This window comes from Arthrobacter sp. DMZ02-1R, assembly GCF_057747935.1.
This window is the reverse complement of record NZ_CM173230.1, coordinates 4515254-4534631: the sequence shown is the minus strand read 5'-3', so window position 1 is coordinate 4534631 and position 19378 is coordinate 4515254. Positions and strand designations below refer to the sequence as shown.

The following is a 19378-nucleotide window of genomic DNA, read 5'->3' as shown; positions in this document are numbered from 1 at the left end:
CCTGATCTGGGGTTGTGGGTATGGAATTGGCCCAGCTCTATGCGCTGTCGGGGCTGGCTTTGGTGCAAAACGCTGAGCAGCAGCTCACGCGTATATCGCCGTGTAGAGCTCCTGAATCTGTTCCGCGTCCGGGACGACAGGGTTATTGGCGGGCGAACCGGACGACAACGCCTGCTCGGTCATGAGCGGGATCTTTTCCTCCCACGCTTCCTTGGAAATGCCGAAACCTTGGGGCGTGGGCACCGCAAGGTCACGATTGATCGCGTGAAGTTCCGTAACAAGTGCTTCTGCGGCGTGAGCATCCGACTTGGCGGCGCTAGCGATTCCGAGAGCCCTGGCACAATCAGCGTAGCGCTGCTCTGCGGAAGGGGCCGAGAACTGGGTCACGGCTGGGAACAGCATTGCATTCGCTAATCCATGAGCCACGTGAAAGTGAGCACCGATAGGTCGGCTCATCCCGTGGACTAGAGCGACGCTGGAGTTTGAGAAAGCAATGCCGGCCTGGGTTGCTGCCAGCATTAGGGCTTCCCTGGCCCTTCTGTCACTACCGTCGACGTAGACGCGGCGAAGGTTTGCTCCGATGCTGCGTATTGCGGAAAGCGCGAAAGCATCCGAGAACGGGTTCGCTTTCCGGCTGACATAGGCCTCAATTGCGTGCGTTAAAGCGTCAATGCCCGTGTCTGCCGTTAGTCTCGGAGGCATGGACAAGGTGAGCTCGTAGTCGATGATGGCAGCATTGGGCAGAAAAGCAATCCCTGCACATAACATCTTCTCGTGCGTTTCCGAGTCACTGATGATAGTGAACTGTGTGGCTTCCGATCCGCTACCTGCGGTAGTGGGTATCGCGACGACAGGTAATGACGGACCGTTGTTGTTGCGAGGAGCTTTGTAGTCCCTCATCCGTCCGCCTTGTAAACCTAGGAGCCCTAGGGCTTTGGCTGTGTCGATCGCACTACCGCCGCCAAGACCAATAATGATATCCGCTTGGTGCGACCGAAGCGCAGCTAGGCCCTCCTCGAGTGAATTCGTGGTCGGATCCGGAATGGCTCCCGAAAAGACCGCTCCCAGCCCAACGCTGCACACTGACTCTAAAATGAGGTCCACCACACCCGTAGACATCATGAATGCATCAGTCACGATCAGGGGCCGGTTACCGCCAAGCTCCTGGACCACAACGCCCGTTTGTTGAACTGCACCCCCACCAATCTTCAGGATTTTCGGCAGGGCGATACTCGCAACCATGGCACACCTTTTTTGGACCACCCGCGACGAACTTTGCACGAGAGGTGACGGGAGTATTTTCTTCAAGTTTTGCTGCGTCCCACGCCCAAAGCAATGGTCAAAAATGCCGTTAGCAGTGCATAAATGCACGCTAAGCTGAAGAGATGATTTCTCCCGATGACCTTCGGTTCTTTCTCGAAGTAAGGCGAACAGGCAAGCTTGCATCAGCCGCCCAAGGATTGGGCGTCGACCACACCACCGTCGGACGCCGTATATCGCACTTGGAACGGACAACAGGTGCCCGGTTGTTTGTCCGCTCCTCAGGTGCATGGGAATTGACGGAAGCCGGTGAGCGACTCTCAGTGCACGCCGAATCCATCGAGTCATCGCTGCTTGCCGCTGCGGAGGAGCTGGGCTCAGTCCCTGGACGTCTGTCTGGGACTATACGGATTGCCACACCTGACGGCTTTGGCGCTTTCGTGTTGAGTCCTGGTCTGGGTGGCCTGCGCGCCAAGCATCCCGACTTGAGTATTGAGATCGTAACGGCGACCCGATTGAACATGCTGGCGACCAAGGAATTCGATGTGGGGATTTCCTTGGCAGTGCCGACGATCAGGGGTGTGGAATCGACAAAGATTGCTCGCTATCCTCTGGGGCTCTATGCATCGCCGAGCTACACCGAGGGCTCCAAAAACATCACCCAGGTCGCCGACCTTAGAGAGCACTCGATCATCGGCTACGTGAATTCACTCCTCGACATACCGGAGCTCAGATTTTTAGACGAGGTACTTCCAGGACTTCGTCCCGCGATACAAACCAACAACATCACGGGTCAATGGATGGCAGCAGGAGCCGGTCTCGGGGTCGCCGTCTTGCCTCTGTTCATTGGAGAAACGGACAATCGTCTCGTCAGACTCCTGCCTGAGGCGGTGCATATTCAAAGAACGTACTGGATGGCAGTGCCCCGTGAACTTAAACGGCTGGCCCGTACACGCGCAGCGCTGGCTGCACTCTTTGAACTCGCTGCCACTCACCCCTACCTTGAGATTGCAGGTTGACTCGCAGCAACTTCTTCGATCCTATGAGGGCGATGGGAAGGGATTCCGGTTCTTCTTGTTTGACTCGGTAACTGGAGTCTTGAGGGTAATCACTACGGCATGATGGACGGTACAGTCGTCATGGTCGAGGCGACACCCGATAATCGAATGCGACTCCCAGCGGACGAGCATCCCACGCCGGGCGGCGGTGCTTCACTTCAGTGTCGTTGACGCGCAGAAACCAATTAATTAGTGAGCGTGGTGGTTGTTTGCGATCACCACGCTCACCGACGGCCATACCACTGGCCCTCCATGCGAGGATCGTTTGGAGGTTGTCTAAACTGCCGGCAAGTCCGACCTTCGTTCCAGGAGATCGCCCGTGCGGCACCGTGGCGAGATCACACCTCGACTCATTTTCAGTCAGCCGAGCCTGTGGCTTGCCTCGCATTGAACGGCCCGTCGAGCGCGCAGCCCGCCCCAGACGATGTCCAGAAGCTGTGCGAATGCGGCATCCAGGCTGAATGGAGGCGATGCCACTGATCCCTTGCACCAGTCGTAAAGGATGCCGAAATAGCTGCTATAGAGCACGGTGCTCACCTGCGCGACGTCGATTGACGCTGTAATTTCACCTCGTGATACCGCGTCACTGATGAACCCGTGCAACACGTCAAGAAGTTTGTGCGGATCGGCATCGAACGGCCCGCCTTGCTCGCGCCATCCTGCGGACATGCAGATGGTAAGCGCGCGCTGCTCCAGATTGATCGTGGCCAACTCGGTGAAGTAGTGGCGGAGGACAACTTCGATCTTCGCATTGGCCATAAGAGCCGGCGTCAAGGCCGCTAGGACTTGTTGTCGGCGACGGTATCCCCACTCGTTGATGAAGTCGCGCTTTCGGGGAAAGTGATTGAAAGCTGTCTTGCGGACGACGCCGGCCCGGTCGGCGATCTCTTCCATCGACGTCCCCACATAGCCAGACTCGACAAACAGTGCGCATGCTGCTTCGTATAGTCGGTCGTGTGCTTCGTGCCAGCGTCGCTGGCGACGCTCCGGTGCATCAACCGCTGTCATGGCATTTCCTTTCCAGAGTGGCCGACCACAACCCATGGCCTGCAATTACACCCTAGTAGATAATATCTCCCACTCGCCGATCAGGGACCCAGTTCGCGACCTAGGCAGCAGCTGATGTCCCGACCCCGACGAAATGTCCTTCGTTAACTGGCAGGGCCGCCCTTGACACGGGCGCACGCAAGCCCGAAGATTTACATTGCAATAGATTTACTCTCCAGTGTAAATAGAGATCTAAGAGCGCACCTGAGACTAAGCGTTATTTCTCGATCACTTCGGTCAATGCGGGAAGTCTGCGGTCTGCCAAAAGGCGTACCGGCTGGGCCGCCGTTCTGAGGCGCTGCGCCCAAGGGCGCAGCGATGCATTCCTCCTCTATCAACGAAGATCGAAAAAAGGAATACTCATGACTGATCCCGTCAGGGATGCAAATCCTGTAATCACGAGCTCTGCCGCGCCGCCCCGGGATGCTTTCAAAACACCGGAATCAGCCGCCGAGGCTCGGAACGTAATGCGCGCCAGCGTCGTCGGTACCACGATCGAATTTTACGACTTCACGTTGTACGGTTTCGCTGCCGTCCTCGTCTTCGGACCGCAATTCTTCCCGAGTAGCGATCCTGTGGCGGGTCAGCTAGGCGCCCTTGCCACGTTCGCCGTCGGATTTATCATGCGGCCCTTGGGGGCCATCATCGGAGGGCACATCGGCGACCGCTTCGGGCGTAAACGGGTTCTGATCGGAACCTTCTTGAGCATGGGACTGGCGACAGTGGCCATGGCCTTTCTGCCGACCTATGCATCGATCGGCCTTACGTCACCTGCCCTTTTGGTTTTGCTGCGGATGGTCCAAGGACTCGCAGCAGGAGCAGAATGGGGAGGGGCGGCCCTCATGGCCGTCGAGCACGCGCCGGCTCACAAACGTGGGCTCTACGGCACCGCTCCCGCGTTGGGAACCACCGGAGGCATATTCCTAGCCGTCACGGTGATGCTGATCGTTTCCTACGCCGCACCGCAGACATTCGTCGACTTCGGGTGGCGTATTGCCTTCGGCCTCAGTGCAGTCCTCGTGGTTTTCGGCCTCTTCGTGCGGCGTCGACTGACGGAAAGTCCTTTGTTCATGAAGGCCCTCGAGCGTGAACCTCCGCGTGTCCCGTTCGCAATGCTTATTGCCCGTCATCCGGGAGCTCTCCTCCGCGGCGTTCTGTACATCCTCGCTGTCGCCACCTTCGGGTACACGGTAAGCCCATACGCCATCGGCTGGGCCGTGCAGACACAGGGTTACTCCCAAAACACAATGTTGATGGCCACCGCTGTCGGCGCTCTCGCCGGACTCGGCGCAATGGTGCTGACCGGAAGGCTGATTGACGGGTCGAGAAGGCGTCGGGCCGTGGTGACTATTGTGGCCCTCTTGGTCCCAGGTGCCGTCGTATTCTTTCCCCTCCTGTCGATCGGCGGCCTTCCCGGAGCGCTGATCGGGCTCATCGTCGGATTCAGCATGTCTGCCGCCTACCAGGCAACCACAGGTTCGGTACTGGCTGAGATGTTCCCCACGGAAGTCGCGCTCACCGGCGTCTCAACGGCGTATGCACTTGCGTACTGCATCGCAGGATTCGTGCCACTGGTTGCGGCGATAATCGTTGCCCAAACCGGGTCGATCGTCCTGGTAGTCATCATGAACGTCGTGATCGCACTGATCTCGCTCGTCGTCGCTATTCAGCACTTCCGCCAAAAGCGCCATCCCGGCGCGCCCGCGCAGTTGTAACGTTGTTGGCCGTCTGAAGAGGGCCGTCCTTCGTCGGAGTGGAGCTCCTCAGGTTCCGTCTCCGACGAGGAGACCCTCTATGTTCCCTATTGCTGCCCCGATCTCGGTCCAACGTCCGTGAAAGGACGCCCTGGGTTCCTCGCGCCCCTTCCACTGCTTGACTGTATCGGCGCCAGCGAAAAGGCTCCTCGATTTGATACCCCTGAGGTAGAGGGGTATCCCCAACTCACGGCGGCTGCCACGGAACGTCCCTTGAGCAGGTCGGATCCAACCCTCCATAGCCTGAGTATTTTTGTTTTCTAGGGATCGCTAGGGCCTCGTGGTGTACGCCGTTGCATTTACGCATTACTATATTGCCCCAAAAATACACTAGAGTATACAAATTATACGAGCACTCCATGGGCTGCCCGTCTTGGCGGCGAGCGGCCGGGTGCGTGAAAGGTTGTGGTGGAATGACCGTTCTTAGCCAATTCGGAACTGACGTGCTCATTACAGGCTGGGGTCATACTCGATTCGGCAAATTGGAGGCAGAGACGCTGGAGTCGCTCATAGTCCGTGCCGCACGAGATGCCATCGCCTCGAGCGGAGTGGCACCCGCCGATATCGACGAAATCTACCTAGGGCAGTTCAACTCCGGTTTGGTGCCGCTTGGCTTTGCATCATCGCTCGCCCTGGGTGTGTCTGACGATCTTGCGGGAGTGCCTGCAACACGGATCGAAAACGCCTGCGCCTCAGGATCAGCCGCGCTGCAGCAGGGCATCAAATCCTTACTCGCGGGCACTGCGCGGACTGTACTGGTAATCGGCGCGGAGAAGATGACGCACGCACCTCCATCAGTTGTAGGTGCGGCATTGTTGGGCGGTGATTATGAGATGGCGGGACGAGAGTCCGTCACTGGGTTCGCCGGCCTGTTCGCATCCACAGCTCAGAAATACGAGCACAGGTACGGCCCGGTCTCGGATACTCTGGGATCCATCGCGTCTAAGAACCACCACAACGGCATGGCCAATCCCTATGCGCAATTGCACAAGGATCTCAGCGTCGAGTTCTGCCGGACCGTCTCGGAGCGCAATCCGCTAGTCGCTGTACCGCTGCGGCGAACCGACTGCTCGCCCGTGTCGGATGGTGCGGCTGCCGTGATTCTTTCGGTTGAGCGGAACAGCGCATCAGCGACCGACCCCGTCCGGTTGACGGGATTTGCCCAGTCAAATGACTTTCTCCCGGCGTCAAAGCGCGATCCCATAGCGTTCGCCGGAAGCGAGAGGGCTTGGCATAGAGCGCTGGCGATGGCTGGGGCAGCCAACGAGGACCTCGATCTGGTGGAGGTGCACGACTGCTTCACTATCGCCGAGCTGATTATGTACGAAGTTATGGGTCTTACGTCACGCGGAGAGGGCGCTCGGGCGCTCAGCGAAGGGTGGGTTTACCGCGACGGCAAGCTGCCGATAAACCTGTCCGGCGGTCTGAAGTCAAAGGGACACCCGGTCGGCGCTACCGGAGTCTCACAACACGTCATGGCAGCGATGCAACTCACCGGCACAGCAGGGGAGATGCAGCTTGAGGGTGCTCGACGTGCGGCCGTTCACAACATGGGAGGCCTGGCGGTCGCCAACTATGTCAGTGTCCTCGAGGCGGTCTGATCGTGACGAAGGCCGTCAGCTTTTCACGTACGACCGGAATCCAAGAACTGACTGTCATCGAGCGGGCCGTACAGGCCGTCGGCGAGAGTGACGTACTGGTGTCTGTGGAGGCCTCGACGATTAATCCCGTCGACCTGATCGCGGTGAAGGGTGGTGCGGCCGAGCGGATGCCGGGTCCTGGACCGTGGACTCCGGGTTGGGATCTCGCCGGCACCGTGACGAAGGTTGGCAAGGGCCTCGACGGCTCGCTGATAGGAAAGCGGGTGCTCGGCTTTTCTCAATGGTTTCGGACAGGCACTGGAACGCACGCCTCCCAGGTGGTGCTCCCCTTCGAGAACATTGCAGTTGCGTCGAACATTCTCGCCTCCCCAGAGATGACGACGTTTGGCCTCAACGGATTGACTGCGCTGCAGGCATTGGATGCCGCGCACGTTCCGGAAGGCGGCACTGTGATAGTTGCTGGTGCGAGCGGCGCCGTCGGCGGCTTCGTCACTGAACTGGCCGCCGAACGCGGACTGAGGGTCGTCCCGATAGGGCGGACAGATGGCGTCTCACGCCTTCCGCCCGGATGCGCCGATGCCGTCGTGAACTGCCAACCAGTCGTTCAGGGCTTGCTAAATGCAGTGAAGAGCGGCGGTACTGCCATCTCCCTGACCAGGCCCTTCGACTCGGTCCGCGACATTACCTCCATCCGGTTGGGGGTAACGCCGGATAAAGCTGATCTGGAAACAGTGCTCCGGATGGCCGAGTCGGGGGTGATGAGCCCTCGCGTCGGGGCAGTCTTCCCGGTTGAACGGGTCGTCGACGCCTACAGGCAGTTTTCAAACTCGTCGTCGCATGATCGCGTAGTACTCACCTATTGGGTATCTGCTTAGCTGAAGTTCTTCTGGTTTCGGGGATAACCAGTGTTTTGAGAGGTCGTGGGCCTGTGTTTACGGCCTGGTGAAGTAGTCGGTAGAAAAGGAGTCCACGGCTCTTGGATGTCCGGCGGTTGAAGCGGAAAGTGAACTCGTCAAGGTAGTAGGCGAACTGTTCGCTTGATGCCCCGTAGTGCATGGTCCCGACCATCCATCGTTTGAGCTGGGAGGCCACCATGTGCACCGCTGGGAGGTCGATATGGGCCGGAGTGCTGGAGCCAAGCTGAGTGAAGTACTGGTGCTCGTAGCCGAGATTTCCGATACGCCGAAGTTCCTGTGCACCACCCGTCTTGATGAGGGATCCGGGCGCCGCGACGCGTTGAGCAAAGTCGACAACAACCAAATTTCCCGGAGGCGTGGGTTCCATGCGGATCCTGCCTATCCTGTTCCGGCCAAGACTTTCGGCGGCGATCATGACCGGGATCTTGTTGGTGGACCTGCCCGCCCTTTGCTGACGCCGCCAATATAGCTTTCATCTATTTCCACGACCCCGGACAGAAGCTCCCTCTCGGGGCGGACCATGGCCCGGCGAAGCTTGTGCATCCACGCCCAGGCGGTTTCATATGAGCCGAGTCCCAGCACCCGCTGCAGACCAAGTGCCGACACTCCGTTTTTCTGCGAGGTGACAAACCAAATGGCGGCGAACCAAGTACGCATCGGAGTCCGCGTGCGGTCGAAAATCGTACCCGCCGTTACCGACGTCCGCCTCGAACAGCCCCGGCACATCCACAGCCCGGCCCCGGTGGCCCAGAACTCCGATCCATCGCACCGCGGGCACACAAATCCGTCCGGCCAACTCAGCTTCGCCAGGTACTCCAGGCAGGCTTCATCGGTAGCAAACCAGTCTTGAAACTGCCCGAATGTTGATGGGTAGTCGCTCCCAGAAACCGGGGCATCCTCGCGGGCTTGTCCCATCAGACCTATGGACACGGACGGAAGCAGTCGTAGACAGGCAGCTTGAACCCCGCACACCCGCCATAGTCCCGCTTCGACGTAGGGCAGAGACTGAATAATAAATATGGCGGCCAGGTAGGTGTTCGGGTCGGCTAGTAGGACTGTTGAAGTTCCCCCAGCCCTAGGAGGGACCCGGCTTCGCATATCGCCGGAATGTCCCCCTAATATGCGCAAGAATCCGGGCGCCCGGGTCCACAATGCCGGTGGAAGAAGTCATCCGACCTGTTGTTATCGCTTGACATGATCAGGATCATGCTTCTCTTACGAACCCGGGGATTGGCGCAGTACGATCTGTGGTTCCCGGAGGTGCGGATACCCGTCGGTGCCGGTAAAGCATGGGTGGTGCCGGTGCTCGGTGTCATCGCGTTCAAGGTTCATCATGGCCCGGATGATCCCGTCCCGGATGACCAGGGATCTGCTGGTCGGAATGTGGGAGCTGCTCGGGATCCCTGGGCGCTGTTCCACGCCAGCTGATCTGGGACAACCGGCATCGGCCGGCGGAACAGCTTCGCGGGGTCTTGGCCGCCCGGATCGTGCAGGTCAAACCCTACGACCCGGAGAGCAAAGGCGGGGTGGAGCCGGCCAACCAATTCCTGGAGACCTCCTTCCCGCCAGCCGGGTCTTCACCTCCCATGAGGACTTCAACAACGAGCTCGGACATTGGCTGCCGAAGGCCAATGCCCGGCTCGCCAGGCGCACCGGCGCCCGTCCGGTGGATCTGCTCGCTACGGACAAGGCGGCGATGCTGGCGCTGCCACCGGTTCCACCGGTCACCGGCTTCACCGCGCGGGTCCGGCTCCCGAGGGACTACTACGTCCGACGGGGTCTAACGACTAACTCCGTCCACCCGCAGGCCATCGGCCGGTTCGTCGACGTCACGGCAGACCTCGGAACCGTACGATCAGCCTGGACGGCAGATCCGTCGTGACCCACTCCCGGTCCTGGGGCACCGGTCTGACCATCACCGACCCGGACCATCTTGAGGCAGCGAGGGAACTGCGGAAGGCCTTTCAAACCCCTCAACCGGTTGGCGAAACAACCGGGCTGCGAGACCTGGCGGATTACGACCGGGCGTTCGGGGTTGTCCCGGATGACGGGCAGGTCGCCTGATGCCAGTCGCTAAGGAAGCCATTGGGCAGATCGAGTACTGCTCCCGGGCGATGAAGGCACCCCGGTCTGTGAAGCGGCGGCCAGCCTCGCGGCGGCACGCCGCGCATGCGAGAGGGGCCTCACCAGGGAACGGGGCGCCCAAGGTAGTCAACATATTCGAGTCCCGGGTTACCAAGCCGGGAGACGAGAACGTCGACCACCCGCGGGATGCTGTCCTCGACGGTGAGCACCGCTTCCGGTCCTCCCAAATCTGTCTGTACCCAACCGGGAGTCATCAGAATCAAAGCCCGCCGGCTCTTCGCGTGGCGGATTGAGTAGCTACGCATGAACATGTTCAGTGCCGCCTTGCTTCCTCGATAGACCTCCTCGGATCCCGTCTCGTTCTTTGAGATGCTCCCCATTCCTGAAGACATCACACCTATGAGGCCGCTCGGGTGCACCAGGTGTTCGAATGACTCGATGACGCGCATCGGGCCGAGGGCGTTGGTGAGCATCACTTCGATGAAGTCGGCCGTTGAAACGGAGCCGATTGGCGTAAGTCGGTTTCTCGTTATGCCTGAGTTGACGAAAAGCAGATCCACGCGCCGATCGGAGAGCCGGCGGTGAAGCTCGACGAGTTGCTCAGGCTTGGTAATGTCAAGAGCCTCGATCGAGACCGCTCCGTCTGATCGTTCGGCAAGGTCATGTAACGGTGTGCGGAGGCCAGCATCACGTACGGTGCCGATGACGCCCCATCCCCGCTGAAAGAACTCAGCAGCCATCGCGTAGCCCAGTCCCCGAGACGCGCCGACTATGAGAGCGGATTTCATATCTTGATTTGCGTTCATGATCCAAATGCTATGGGTTCCAACCGCAAAAGTACACTGTAGTATAATTTGTGATTGAACCGCCCGCGCCACTGACGTGGCCATCAGCACGACAGGAGCACCATCCAATGCAACGACGCAGTATGGAAGACAAGCTTCGCGAACTGGGAAACCCTGCCCAGCTTTATCGCAATCGCCCGTTTCAGCGGACACCCTTCCCCTTCCCCCCTGACTACACAGGGTGGCCTGATGAGCAACGTGCATGGCGTAGCACGGCGACGCTCTTCGATCAGTCGCACATCATGTCGGATGTCTACTTCGAAGGCCCCGACGTCAAACGCCTGTTTAGCGACTTCGGCATCAACAGTTTCGAGAAGTTCGGCAAGAATCGGGCCAAGCAGTATGTGGCTTGCAACCCAGACGGGATGGTGATCGGCGATGGGGTGCTTTTCGGGCTCGAGGACGACCGGTACAACCTGGTCGGCAACGCCGACGGCCATGTTTCCAAATGGCTAAGGTTCCAAATAGAGACCGGCGACTACGATGTGACCACAACGCTTGACCCCGCCTCGCCTCGATTGAGCGACCGGGCCGTGTTTCGGTATCAGATGAACGGCCCGCTTACTCAAAGCATCGTTGAGAAGGCAGCTGGCGGCCCCATCGAACCCATCCGATTCTTCCAAATAGGAGAAATGACAATCGCTGGGCATCGTGTCCAGGCTCTCAGTCACTCGATGTCGGGTGAGCTCAACGGGCTTGAACTATTCGGCCCTGCGCAGCACGGTCCTGAGGTCTGGGCCGCCCTAACTGCTGCGGGAGAAGAGTTTGCGCTGCGTATTGGCGGGTCTCGCGCCTATCCGACCTCGGCAGCCGAATCCGGATGGATTGCGCGCCCAGTCCCGGCCATCTATTCCGGCGAAGCGATGCGCTCCTACAGGGAATGGTTGGCAGACACCGACGTCCAGTTGAACCCATCGATGCAGGGCAGCTTCGAATCCGACGACATCACGGATTACTACACAATGCCATGGGCTCTCGGGTATGGGCGGTTCATCAAGCATGACCACGATTTCGTCGGACGCGAAGCCCTTCTCAGACTCCAGGATCAGCCAAAGCGTCAGAAAGTCTGGCTGAGGTGGAACCAAGAGGACGTCCTCCGCGTCATGCGGGACTCTCTCTTTGGCGGAGAGGATCGTCGCCCGCGGATCATCGACCTCCCGATGAGCTACCGCAACTACCACTACGACATGGTTCTCGATAGAGATGAAGCACTCGTGGGCCTGTCGATGTACGTGATGTACACGGTCAACATAGGAAACTTCATTTCGCTGGCGATGCTCGATCAGGAGTCCGCGATCGACGGGACCGAACTAACTGTCGTTTGGGGACAGAAGGATGGCGGCGCGTCAAATCCGTTCACCGTCCCGCACGTCCAAACGACAGTTCGGGCGACTGTGTCGACCCGGCCGCCCGTGTGAGCGAACGTTTGGACAAGGAGCCAGCTGATGACGAAATACACGCCTGCCCGGTTACTGAATGATTACTCGCTGGAGATGACTGGAAAGGACATCGGTGACCTGGTCGCGGCCACCCCGTTAATTCCGGACGGGACGAGGATCAATGTGACTTACCTGGGCAACGAAACCCTCGAGATGCGACTCGCGGCCTCGCGAGCTGTGCGCGACAGCGGTTTTGTTCCCGTGCCCCATATCGCAGTACGCCGCCTCGCATCGCAGACGCAACTGGAGGAATTCCTGGAAGGCCTCCAGGGGCAGGCTACTTCCGACAACCTCTTCGCCGTCGGTGGTGACCCTGAGACACCGGAAGGTCCGTACACCGAATCTTTGGACATAATCCAAACCGGCCTATTGGAGAACTGCGGGGCAAAAAACATCTCGATCGCGGGATATCCGGAAGGACACCCCAAGATTCCAGTTGATCGACTCTGGACCGCGATCACGGAAAAACACCGGGCGCTTCAGGACCTGGGGCTTACCGGAACGATTCTGACCCAGTTCGGCTTCGAGACAGATCCGGTCATCGCTTGGATAGAAAAAGTCCGCGCAGAGGGGATTGATTACGAGATCCGCGTCGGCGTCCCCGGCCCAGCCGGCATCAAGCGACTCCTCTCCTTCGCGGCACGCTTCGGCGTCTCATCCAGCGCTGGCATCGCTAAAAAATACGGCTTATCACTCACGAATCTGATGGGCACCGCTGGACCCGACAAGTTCATCACTTCTCTCGCCCGACAACTCACCCTCGAGGAGCACGGTGTCGTGAAACTGCACTTCTACACATTCGGCGACCTGATTGCCACGTCGAAATGGATCCGCGACTACGAGGCCGCACAGTGAGCGCCGATCGTGCCGTGCTCCTCGTCCACGGCACGGATCGTCCAGGCATCGTTGCAGCGGTGTCGTCAATCTTGCACGAAGCGGGAGCAAACATTGTGTCGCTCGATCAGCACTCCACCGACGCCGAAGGGGGACGCTTCTTCCAGCGCACGGTATTCAATCTCCCCAACCTCCGCGCTCAACAACCCGCCCTCAAGGCAGTCTTCATCAAGAGATTCGGCGAAGAACTCGGCCTGACCTGGACACTCACCCCGAGCATGCAACGCAAGCGGGTGGCCATCTTCGTCTCGAAGTCCGACCACTGCCTCTTGGAACTGCTCTGGCGACATCGACGCGGGGAGCTGGACGTCGACATCGCCATGGTCGTCTCCAACCACCCCGATCTGGCCGACGACGCCCGCAGATTCGGCATCCCCTTCTTTCACGTTCCGGTCAGCGGCGATAAGACGGAAGCTGAAGCGAAACATCTGGGCCTCTTGCAGGGCAACGTGGACCTTGTCGTGCTCGCGCGCTACATGCAGATCATCTCGGATGACTTCCTGCAGCGGGTCGGTGCGCCTGTAATCAATATTCATCACTCCTTCCTTCCTGCATTCATCGGTGCTGGCCCGTATCTCAAAGCCAAGGAGCGCGGCGTCAAACTCATCGGGGCGACGGCGCACTACGTTACGAAGGACCTTGACGAAGGTCCCATTATCGAGCAAGACGTTGTGCGTGTGACACACGCTGAATCGGCAGCCGACTTTGCCCGGTATGGGGCGAATGTGGAGCGGCAGGTGCTGGCACGTGCCGTGCATTGGCACTGCGAGGACCGCGTCGTACGCGACGGCAACACGACCGTGGTCTTCCAGTGAGCGCACGACTCATCGACGGCACCCGAATCGCGCGGGAAATGCGGGCTCAGGTTGCAGTAGACGTGCAAGAGCTGCATGAAGCCACGGGTACGCCTCCGGGACTCGCGACCGTCTTAGTTGGAGACGATCCCGCCAGCAAGGTATACGTTCGCAGCAAGCGCCGATTCGCTGTCGAGACGGGAATTGCCGATTTGCACCGCCGCCTCGCCGTCGACGCCGATCAGTCGAGCGTTGCCGAGGTGATCCGTGAACTCGCACTCAACCCTGAGGTCTCGGGAATTCTACTGCAGCTACCACTACCGGAGCACCTGGACAGACGCTCCCTCATAGACCTTATTCCAGCGGGCAAGGATGTCGACGGGCTTACCACCGTGAGCGCAGGACTCCTAGCGCGCGGCAGCGCGGGCTTACGTCCCTGTACTCCGAGCGGGGTGATAACCCTGATTGATTCCACTGGCTTCGCCCTTGACGGTGCCCACGCGGTCGTCGTCGGCCGCTCCGAGCTGGTCGGTCGACCCATGAGTCAGCTTCTGCTCGAGCGTAACGCAACCGTCACCACCGCACACTCGTGGCCTCGCAGCAATCACCGCGACCGCCGATGTGTTAATCGCTGCTGCCGGTGTCCCCGGGATGATCGCGCGCGAGCACGTGAAGCCCGGCGCTCTCGTCATCGATGTCGGCATTCACCGCACTGAGCGAGGTCTGGTTGGCGATACTCGCTTCGATGAGGTCAGCGAGGTCGCAGGCTGGCTTACTCCCGTCCCAGGCGGCGTCGGACCCATGACGTTCGCGACCGTCCTCGCGAACACTGTGGCCGCTAAGCGCATGATGCATGAGGAACACGCTCGCTCCGCTTCCTGAGCCGCGGCCACCCGTACGGTTTGTGGTCAAGTGCCATCCAAGCGCCGACAGGCATACCAGACGACGTTCTTCGGAGCGCCGCTGCTGGCGCTGCGGAGATCCATCACAAAAGCTGTCCGATGCGGCGGTCCGCGCTGCGGCAGGGCCGGATCCGGGTCCCTCTAACAGGGTCCAGTCCCCACAAAACGCGGCATGCCGCAGCGGGCGAGGATCCTGGATACCTCCCAGCTCCAACGGCGCCTTCGCGGTATTTAACCCGCGCGGTAAAGACATCGGCGGCAGGGGTGGCGTGCGGGCAGGACGGCGGACGCGAGCTCCATTCTTGTAGCCCTGCCCGGCCGGCATCCCGGTATTCGCTTGAGCCTGCGGTGCGCGCAGGTCCGGGAGATCTCCATTTCCTTGGTCACGTGCGCGACGGGCCGCCCGGACAAAACCCGCTCGATGATGATCCGCCTACCGGCGCGCTTACGCTGGGACATAAAGAACTCATAAGTCGTTGGCTGTGTCTGGTAACCACCAACCTAAGAGGTCTTCACCCATTTACGATGTAACCAACGTCCTGGCTCAGTACACACCTAGGCGGGGGCCCAGAGGACTTCGCCGCAAGAAGACATGCCGGCATAGAGCGAGGAGCTCCACGCCGGAGTCCGATCCTTGTCTACCAGCGCTGCGCGGACGCCCTCAATGAAATCAGGACTGCGGACGACGTGCTTCGCGGCGTCGCGATCGGCCGATAGGCACTCAGACAGCGAGCGTTGCCTGCCCCAGACCATCAGATCGAAAGTGAGGTCGAGACTCTGCTGGGACAATTTCGCCAGAGTGGCGCGCGTTTCCGCCGCCCACATGCTGTCATCCCTTTCAAGGCGCCGAACAATTTCACTGACGCCCGGGGCAGAGAACACCGAGTCGATCCGATCGCGATGCTCGTGAACGGGGGATATGCCCGCCGGCGCGGACACCAGGTCACGGAGGATCGCGTCAACCGGACGGGAGTCCTCCGTCAGCGCCGCTACGACAGTGCTGAACGTGTCCGCGGAAACGTAGTGCGTGGCGAGGCCTATATCTAAGGAGTCGATCGGGTTAAGGCGGGCACCGGTGAGAGCCGCATACATCCCCACCTCTCCGGCAAGTCTGGAAAGAAAGTGGGAGGCTCCGACATCGGGAAAGAATCCAATGGCAGTCTCGGGCATTGCCAGTACGGCCCGTTCACTGATGACGCGGAACGAACTATGGACGGAAAGACCGAGTCCGCCGCCCATGCAGATCCCGTCGATGAGCGCAACGATAGGGACCGGGTATGTGGCGAGTAGTTGATTCACTCGATATTCCGTGCCAAAAAACTCATCACTTGCCGCGAAGTCCCGGTCGAGCGTGTTCTGCCGTATCTGCCGAATATCGCCCCCCGCGCAGAACATGCCTGGCGTGGAACTCTCGATGGTCACCGCGCGCAGCCCCTCAGACGTCCAACTCTCCAGCGCATCACGGATGAACCCGACCATTGTCCTGTTGAGCGCGTTGAGTGCGCGGGGCCGATCGAGCAGGATCCGACCAATATGCCCCTGCCTCAAGGCGATGACGCCGTAATCAGCCATGCGACCACCAGTGTCGCGTAATCGCTGTTACGCGCGCCATCGCGGCCACCAAGCGGTGACCGCCGTTGTTGCCTACGCGTCGCTGAAATCCCTGCCGTACCGTAGGGTCCTGACCACTGCCAAGCGGTCGCGGCCGCTCGCGACGGACAGTCATTGTCCCTCGCGCTCAGAATAAAGAGTGTGTTGTAGACCGCGGAACGTAGTTACCGGGCCGATGCCGGCATAGCGCGGCCCGGCTACGCGACCTAAAGGATCAAGGGTGGCCGTGTCGATCTTTCCATTGTCGAGGAGCCCTCGTCGGATGTGGACAACGTTGACTTGGCCGACGAGCAGCTCGGTCTTGGTCCTGCCGAATTCGATGGCTTGGACGAATTCACATTCCATTGCTGTCGCGACGTCGGCCAGACGCGGGACGTCGATGGAATCGCTCGCCACGGTTCGCAGACCGAGCCTCTCGACTTCGCTCACATCCTGCGGCAGCTCTTCCGCGCTGTGATGGACTAGCTCGGCTTGACTGACGTGGGGGGAATTGACTACAAATTGGCCGGTGCGGCGGATGTTCCGGCTCGTGTCCTTCAAGTCGGAACCCTTACGGCCGATCGAGACGCCTATCGTTGGAGGATCGTTCGCCAGGATCACGAACGCGCTGAACGGGGCGAGGTTGACGCCGCCGGTCTCGCTTCGTGTGGTGATCCAGGCGATGGGGCGGGGTACGACGATCCCAGTCAGAAGACGGTAAATCTCTCGCTCGTTCATCGCTGACGTGATCAGCGTCTCGTGCGTGGAGGTGGTCGGCTCAGTTGCCATCTTGTTCCGTTCCCTGCTCAGTTCTGCCGCTCAACGCCACTCGGAAAGGCGCTGCGGTGAGATGCTTGACCATCTCGATGGTTACATCGGGAGCGAGCTCGGTGAGGATTAACCCGCCATTATCGACAGTGAAGTCCGCGTGGCCGGTGATGATGCGGTCAATCACGCGTCGTCCGGTGAGCGGAAGCGTGCATTCGGCAACGATCTTGGGTGTGCCGTCCTTGGCGATGAGGTCGGTCAGAACCAGCAGCCGGCGTGCACCGACAACGAGGTCCATCGCTCCACCCATTCCTTTTACGAGCTTTCCCGGGATCGTCCAGTTGGCCAGATCGCCGTCGGAGGATACCTGCATGGCACCGAGTATCGCAATGTCGATGTGGCCTCCGCGAATCATGCCAAACGAGGTCGCGGAGTCGAAAAAGCTTGCCCCAGGTGCCTCGGTGATCGTCTGCTTGCCCGCGTTGATGAGATCGGCATCTTCCTCGCCCTCCCATGGAAAGGGACCCATTCCTAGTAGCCCGTTTTCGCTGTGTAGCGTAACCTCGACCCCGGCGGGAATGTGATCGACGACTAGAGTCGGAATTCCTATCCCGAGATTGACGTAGGCACCGTCGAAGAGTTCATTTGCAGCCCGGGCGGCCATTTCATCGCGCGTCCACATTAAATGCCTGCCTTTGCTGCTGGGCGCACGCGAACAGTGCGCTGTTCAATCTCAGGCGGACGTGTTGCTGCCTTGACCACATGGTCGACGAAGATTCCTGGCGTCCCTACGGCGTCTGGGTCGAGATATAAGGTTTCGTATGTATCCACCTCGGCGAACGTGACCCGACCGGCTGTTGCCACAAGCGGGTTGAAATTGCGGGCCGTCTTGCGGTAAATGAGGTTACCTGCCGGGTCGGCGCGGTGCGCTTTGACGAGGGCGATGTCGGCGACGATTCCACGCTCCAAGAGGTATGTTTGGCCCTCGAACTCGTTGTGGGGCTTGCCCTCGGCGACAACGGTGCCTACGCCGGTGCGGGTGTAGAAGCCGGCAATCCCGGCGCCTCCCGCCCGCAGGCGCTCCGCGAGTGTACCCTGCGGGACGAACTCAATTTCCAGTTCCCCGCTGAGATACTTCTGCGCGACGATTCTGTTCTCTCCTACGTAAGATGCGATCATCTTGACGACCTGACCGCTCTCGATCAGAAGACTGAGCCCCTTGCCCTCTGTCCCGACATTGTTCGCGATAACCGTCAGATGCCCAACTCCAGCCTCGTGGATTGCTTCAATAAGCCCGAACGGGGAACCACTGAGTCCGAACCCACCTACCGCGATGGATACTCCATCCTTAAGCACCTCCTGGAGTTGCGCGGTCACCGATTCCCGGATTTTGCCGCCGGGCCGCTTTATCCCCTGGACCATCAGACCCTCGTATGGATTGCAGATCCGAGCCAGGTCATGGCGTCCGTGAAGGCGGCGGCGCGGTCCGCCCGGCCGCCGTCCGCCTCGGCGTAGGCGCTGTGTACGTTCAGCACGAACCGCTCCGGATCGAGTAACTCGCCAAACTCCCCGAGCTCGGTCGTCTGCGCCACCTCCAGAGGAGTCATACCCGCCGCAACGCCCCGCGCAGCCTCAGACAGGATGAACTCGTAGTACCGACGATGCTCGTCGAGGACCTCATCAATGCGGCTCCGTTCTATGACATCGCCGTGCCCCGGAATGATGATTTCTGCCTCAAACGATCTCATCCAGTCCAGAACGCGGATAGCGCCACTCGGCGCTCCGGCCAGGATCATGGGTGTATGGCCTGGGAAGAGAAGATCTCCTACGAACAGGGCTCGGACGTCCGGCACCCAAGCGACTAGGTCGCCGGCTGTGTGCGCTACATATCCAGGATGCGCAAGCTCTACGTGACGACCGCCAAGGTGCACGGAGGCGCCGGTGTCGATGGCTAGGCTTGGTGGCCGCTTGCTCACATTCCCGAATTCAGGTTTCGGTTCCCAATAGGGCGGAAAGCGCTCCAGCGTCTGCTCCGCGATAAGACCCTCCCGCATCCGATGATGACCGATAAGTGTGGTCCCCGAAGGGAGGAGGGAGTTGCCGAATGTGTGGTCGCCGTGATGATGCGTATTAAGGGCATACCGCAGCGGCCGACCGTCGCTAACGCGCTCGACGGAGGCGAGCAGCTCTTCGGTGCGGTTTTGAGTCGTGCAGGTGTCAACTAGGAAAGCGGATTCCTCACCGACGACAAGACCCGCGTTGTTGATCCACCAGGTGCCATCCGGTTGGATGAAAGCATAAACGCCCTCCGCCACCTCGACAAACGAGCTGGGACCCAGCGGTTCAGCATTAGAGTTCTCCGGGTCGCAATGCGCGCCGACACTACCGTTGTCGCTCATGAAGTCCTTTCGCAGTTAAGAGTTA

17 protein-coding genes and 2 pseudogenes are annotated in these 19378 nt (G+C 60.0%); 10 read left to right on the top strand and 9 right to left on the bottom strand.

Features of this window, described 5'->3' with window-relative positions; genetic code table 11:
* Positions 1-84: 84 nt before the first annotated feature.
* Entirely contained in the window at positions 85-1242 is a 1158-nt protein-coding gene (locus tag AC3ANQ_RS21530) for an iron-containing alcohol dehydrogenase (protein WP_488302917.1), read from the bottom strand.
* A 143-nt stretch (positions 1243-1385) separates the two neighbouring features.
* Between AC3ANQ_RS21530 and AC3ANQ_RS21525 the strand changes: the two genes are divergently transcribed.
* Entirely contained in the window at positions 1386-2279 is an 894-nt protein-coding gene (locus tag AC3ANQ_RS21525; RefSeq protein ID WP_488302916.1) for a LysR family transcriptional regulator, read from the top strand.
* Between the two features lie 399 nt (positions 2280-2678).
* Here AC3ANQ_RS21525 and AC3ANQ_RS21520 read toward each other — a convergent pair whose 3' ends face one another.
* The gene (locus tag AC3ANQ_RS21520) at positions 2679-3326 is read right to left on the bottom strand and encodes a TetR/AcrR family transcriptional regulator (RefSeq protein WP_488302915.1); all 648 of its coding nucleotides are present in this window, start codon (positions 3324-3326) and stop codon (positions 2679-2681) included.
* A gap of 401 nt (positions 3327-3727) precedes the next feature.
* Between AC3ANQ_RS21520 and AC3ANQ_RS21515 the strand changes: the two genes are divergently transcribed.
* The 3 genes from AC3ANQ_RS21515 (at position 3728) to AC3ANQ_RS21505 (ending at position 7595) form a co-directional block, all read left to right on the top strand.
* Positions 3728-5080: an MFS transporter gene (locus AC3ANQ_RS21515; protein ID WP_488302914.1), complete on the top strand. Its 1353-nt coding sequence runs from the start codon at positions 3728-3730 to the stop codon at positions 5078-5080.
* Between the two features lie 452 nt (positions 5081-5532).
* The gene (locus tag AC3ANQ_RS21510; RefSeq protein WP_488302913.1) at positions 5533-6720 is read left to right on the top strand and encodes an acetyl-CoA acetyltransferase; all 1188 of its coding nucleotides are present in this window, start codon (positions 5533-5535) and stop codon (positions 6718-6720) included.
* A gap of 2 nt (positions 6721-6722) precedes the next feature.
* Complete coding sequence (locus AC3ANQ_RS21505; RefSeq protein ID WP_488302912.1) at positions 6723-7595, top strand: alcohol dehydrogenase catalytic domain-containing protein; 873 nt, start codon at positions 6723-6725, stop codon at positions 7593-7595.
* Here the strand turns inward: AC3ANQ_RS21505 and AC3ANQ_RS21500 are convergent.
* Positions 7573-8552 (bottom strand): annotated as a pseudogene (locus tag AC3ANQ_RS21500) (IS1595 family transposase). The gene AC3ANQ_RS21505 and the pseudogene AC3ANQ_RS21500 overlap by 23 nt on opposite strands.
* A 418-nt stretch (positions 8553-8970) precedes the next feature.
* Here AC3ANQ_RS21500 and AC3ANQ_RS21495 point away from each other — a divergent pair.
* Positions 8971-9519, top strand: coding sequence for a Mu transposase domain-containing protein (locus tag AC3ANQ_RS21495; protein ID WP_488302911.1), 549 nt, complete (start codon positions 8971-8973; stop codon positions 9517-9519).
* Entirely contained in the window at positions 9516-9701 is a 186-nt protein-coding gene (locus AC3ANQ_RS21490; RefSeq protein WP_488302910.1) for a hypothetical protein, read from the top strand. Before AC3ANQ_RS21495 ends, AC3ANQ_RS21490 begins: the two co-directional genes overlap by 4 nt.
* Positions 9702-9820: 119 nt before the next feature.
* Here AC3ANQ_RS21490 and AC3ANQ_RS21485 read toward each other — a convergent pair whose 3' ends face one another.
* On the bottom strand, positions 9821-10528 hold the full coding sequence (locus tag AC3ANQ_RS21485) for an SDR family NAD(P)-dependent oxidoreductase (protein ID WP_488302909.1): 708 nt from the start codon (positions 10526-10528) through the stop codon (positions 9821-9823).
* Positions 10529-10635: 107 nt separating this feature from the next.
* Here AC3ANQ_RS21485 and AC3ANQ_RS21480 point away from each other — a divergent pair, with 107 nt between their 5' ends.
* From AC3ANQ_RS21480 to AC3ANQ_RS21465, 4 genes and pseudogenes are all read left to right on the top strand, one after another.
* Complete coding sequence (locus AC3ANQ_RS21480; protein ID WP_488302908.1) at positions 10636-11985, top strand: aminomethyl transferase family protein; 1350 nt, start codon at positions 10636-10638, stop codon at positions 11983-11985.
* Between the two features lie 27 nt (positions 11986-12012).
* Complete coding sequence (locus AC3ANQ_RS21475; protein WP_488302907.1) at positions 12013-12861, top strand: methylenetetrahydrofolate reductase; 849 nt, start codon at positions 12013-12015, stop codon at positions 12859-12861.
* On the top strand, positions 12831-13715 hold the full coding sequence (gene purU, locus AC3ANQ_RS21470; RefSeq protein WP_488302906.1) for a formyltetrahydrofolate deformylase: 885 nt from the start codon (positions 12831-12833) through the stop codon (positions 13713-13715). Before AC3ANQ_RS21475 ends, purU begins: the two co-directional genes overlap by 31 nt.
* A pseudogene (locus tag AC3ANQ_RS21465) lies at positions 13712-14576 on the top strand (bifunctional 5,10-methylenetetrahydrofolate dehydrogenase/5,10-methenyltetrahydrofolate cyclohydrolase). Before purU ends, AC3ANQ_RS21465 begins: the two are co-directional and overlap by 4 nt.
* A 575-nt stretch (positions 14577-15151) precedes the next feature.
* Here AC3ANQ_RS21465 and AC3ANQ_RS21460 read toward each other — a convergent pair.
* From AC3ANQ_RS21460 to AC3ANQ_RS21440, 5 genes are all read right to left on the bottom strand, one after another.
* Entirely contained in the window at positions 15152-16168 is a 1017-nt protein-coding gene (locus AC3ANQ_RS21460) for an enoyl-CoA hydratase/isomerase family protein (RefSeq protein ID WP_488302905.1), read from the bottom strand.
* Positions 16169-16318: 150 nt separating this feature from the next.
* Positions 16319-16975 carry a flavin reductase family protein gene (locus AC3ANQ_RS21455; RefSeq protein WP_488302904.1) on the bottom strand — a complete coding sequence of 219 codons (657 nt, stop codon included), beginning with the start codon at positions 16973-16975 and terminating at the stop codon, positions 16319-16321.
* Positions 16965-17636 (bottom strand): CoA transferase subunit B, encoded by a 672-nt coding sequence (locus tag AC3ANQ_RS21450; RefSeq protein WP_488302903.1) that lies wholly within the window; start codon positions 17634-17636, stop codon positions 16965-16967. Before AC3ANQ_RS21450 ends, AC3ANQ_RS21455 begins: the two co-directional genes overlap by 11 nt.
* On the bottom strand, positions 17636-18376 hold the full coding sequence (locus AC3ANQ_RS21445) for a CoA transferase subunit A (protein ID WP_488302902.1): 741 nt from the start codon (positions 18374-18376) through the stop codon (positions 17636-17638). Before AC3ANQ_RS21445 ends, AC3ANQ_RS21450 begins: the two co-directional genes overlap by 1 nt.
* Positions 18376-19353 carry an MBL fold metallo-hydrolase gene (locus tag AC3ANQ_RS21440; RefSeq protein ID WP_488302901.1) on the bottom strand — a complete coding sequence of 326 codons (978 nt, stop codon included), beginning with the start codon at positions 19351-19353 and terminating at the stop codon, positions 18376-18378. Before AC3ANQ_RS21440 ends, AC3ANQ_RS21445 begins: the two co-directional genes overlap by 1 nt.
* Positions 19354-19378: the final 25 nt, after the last annotated feature.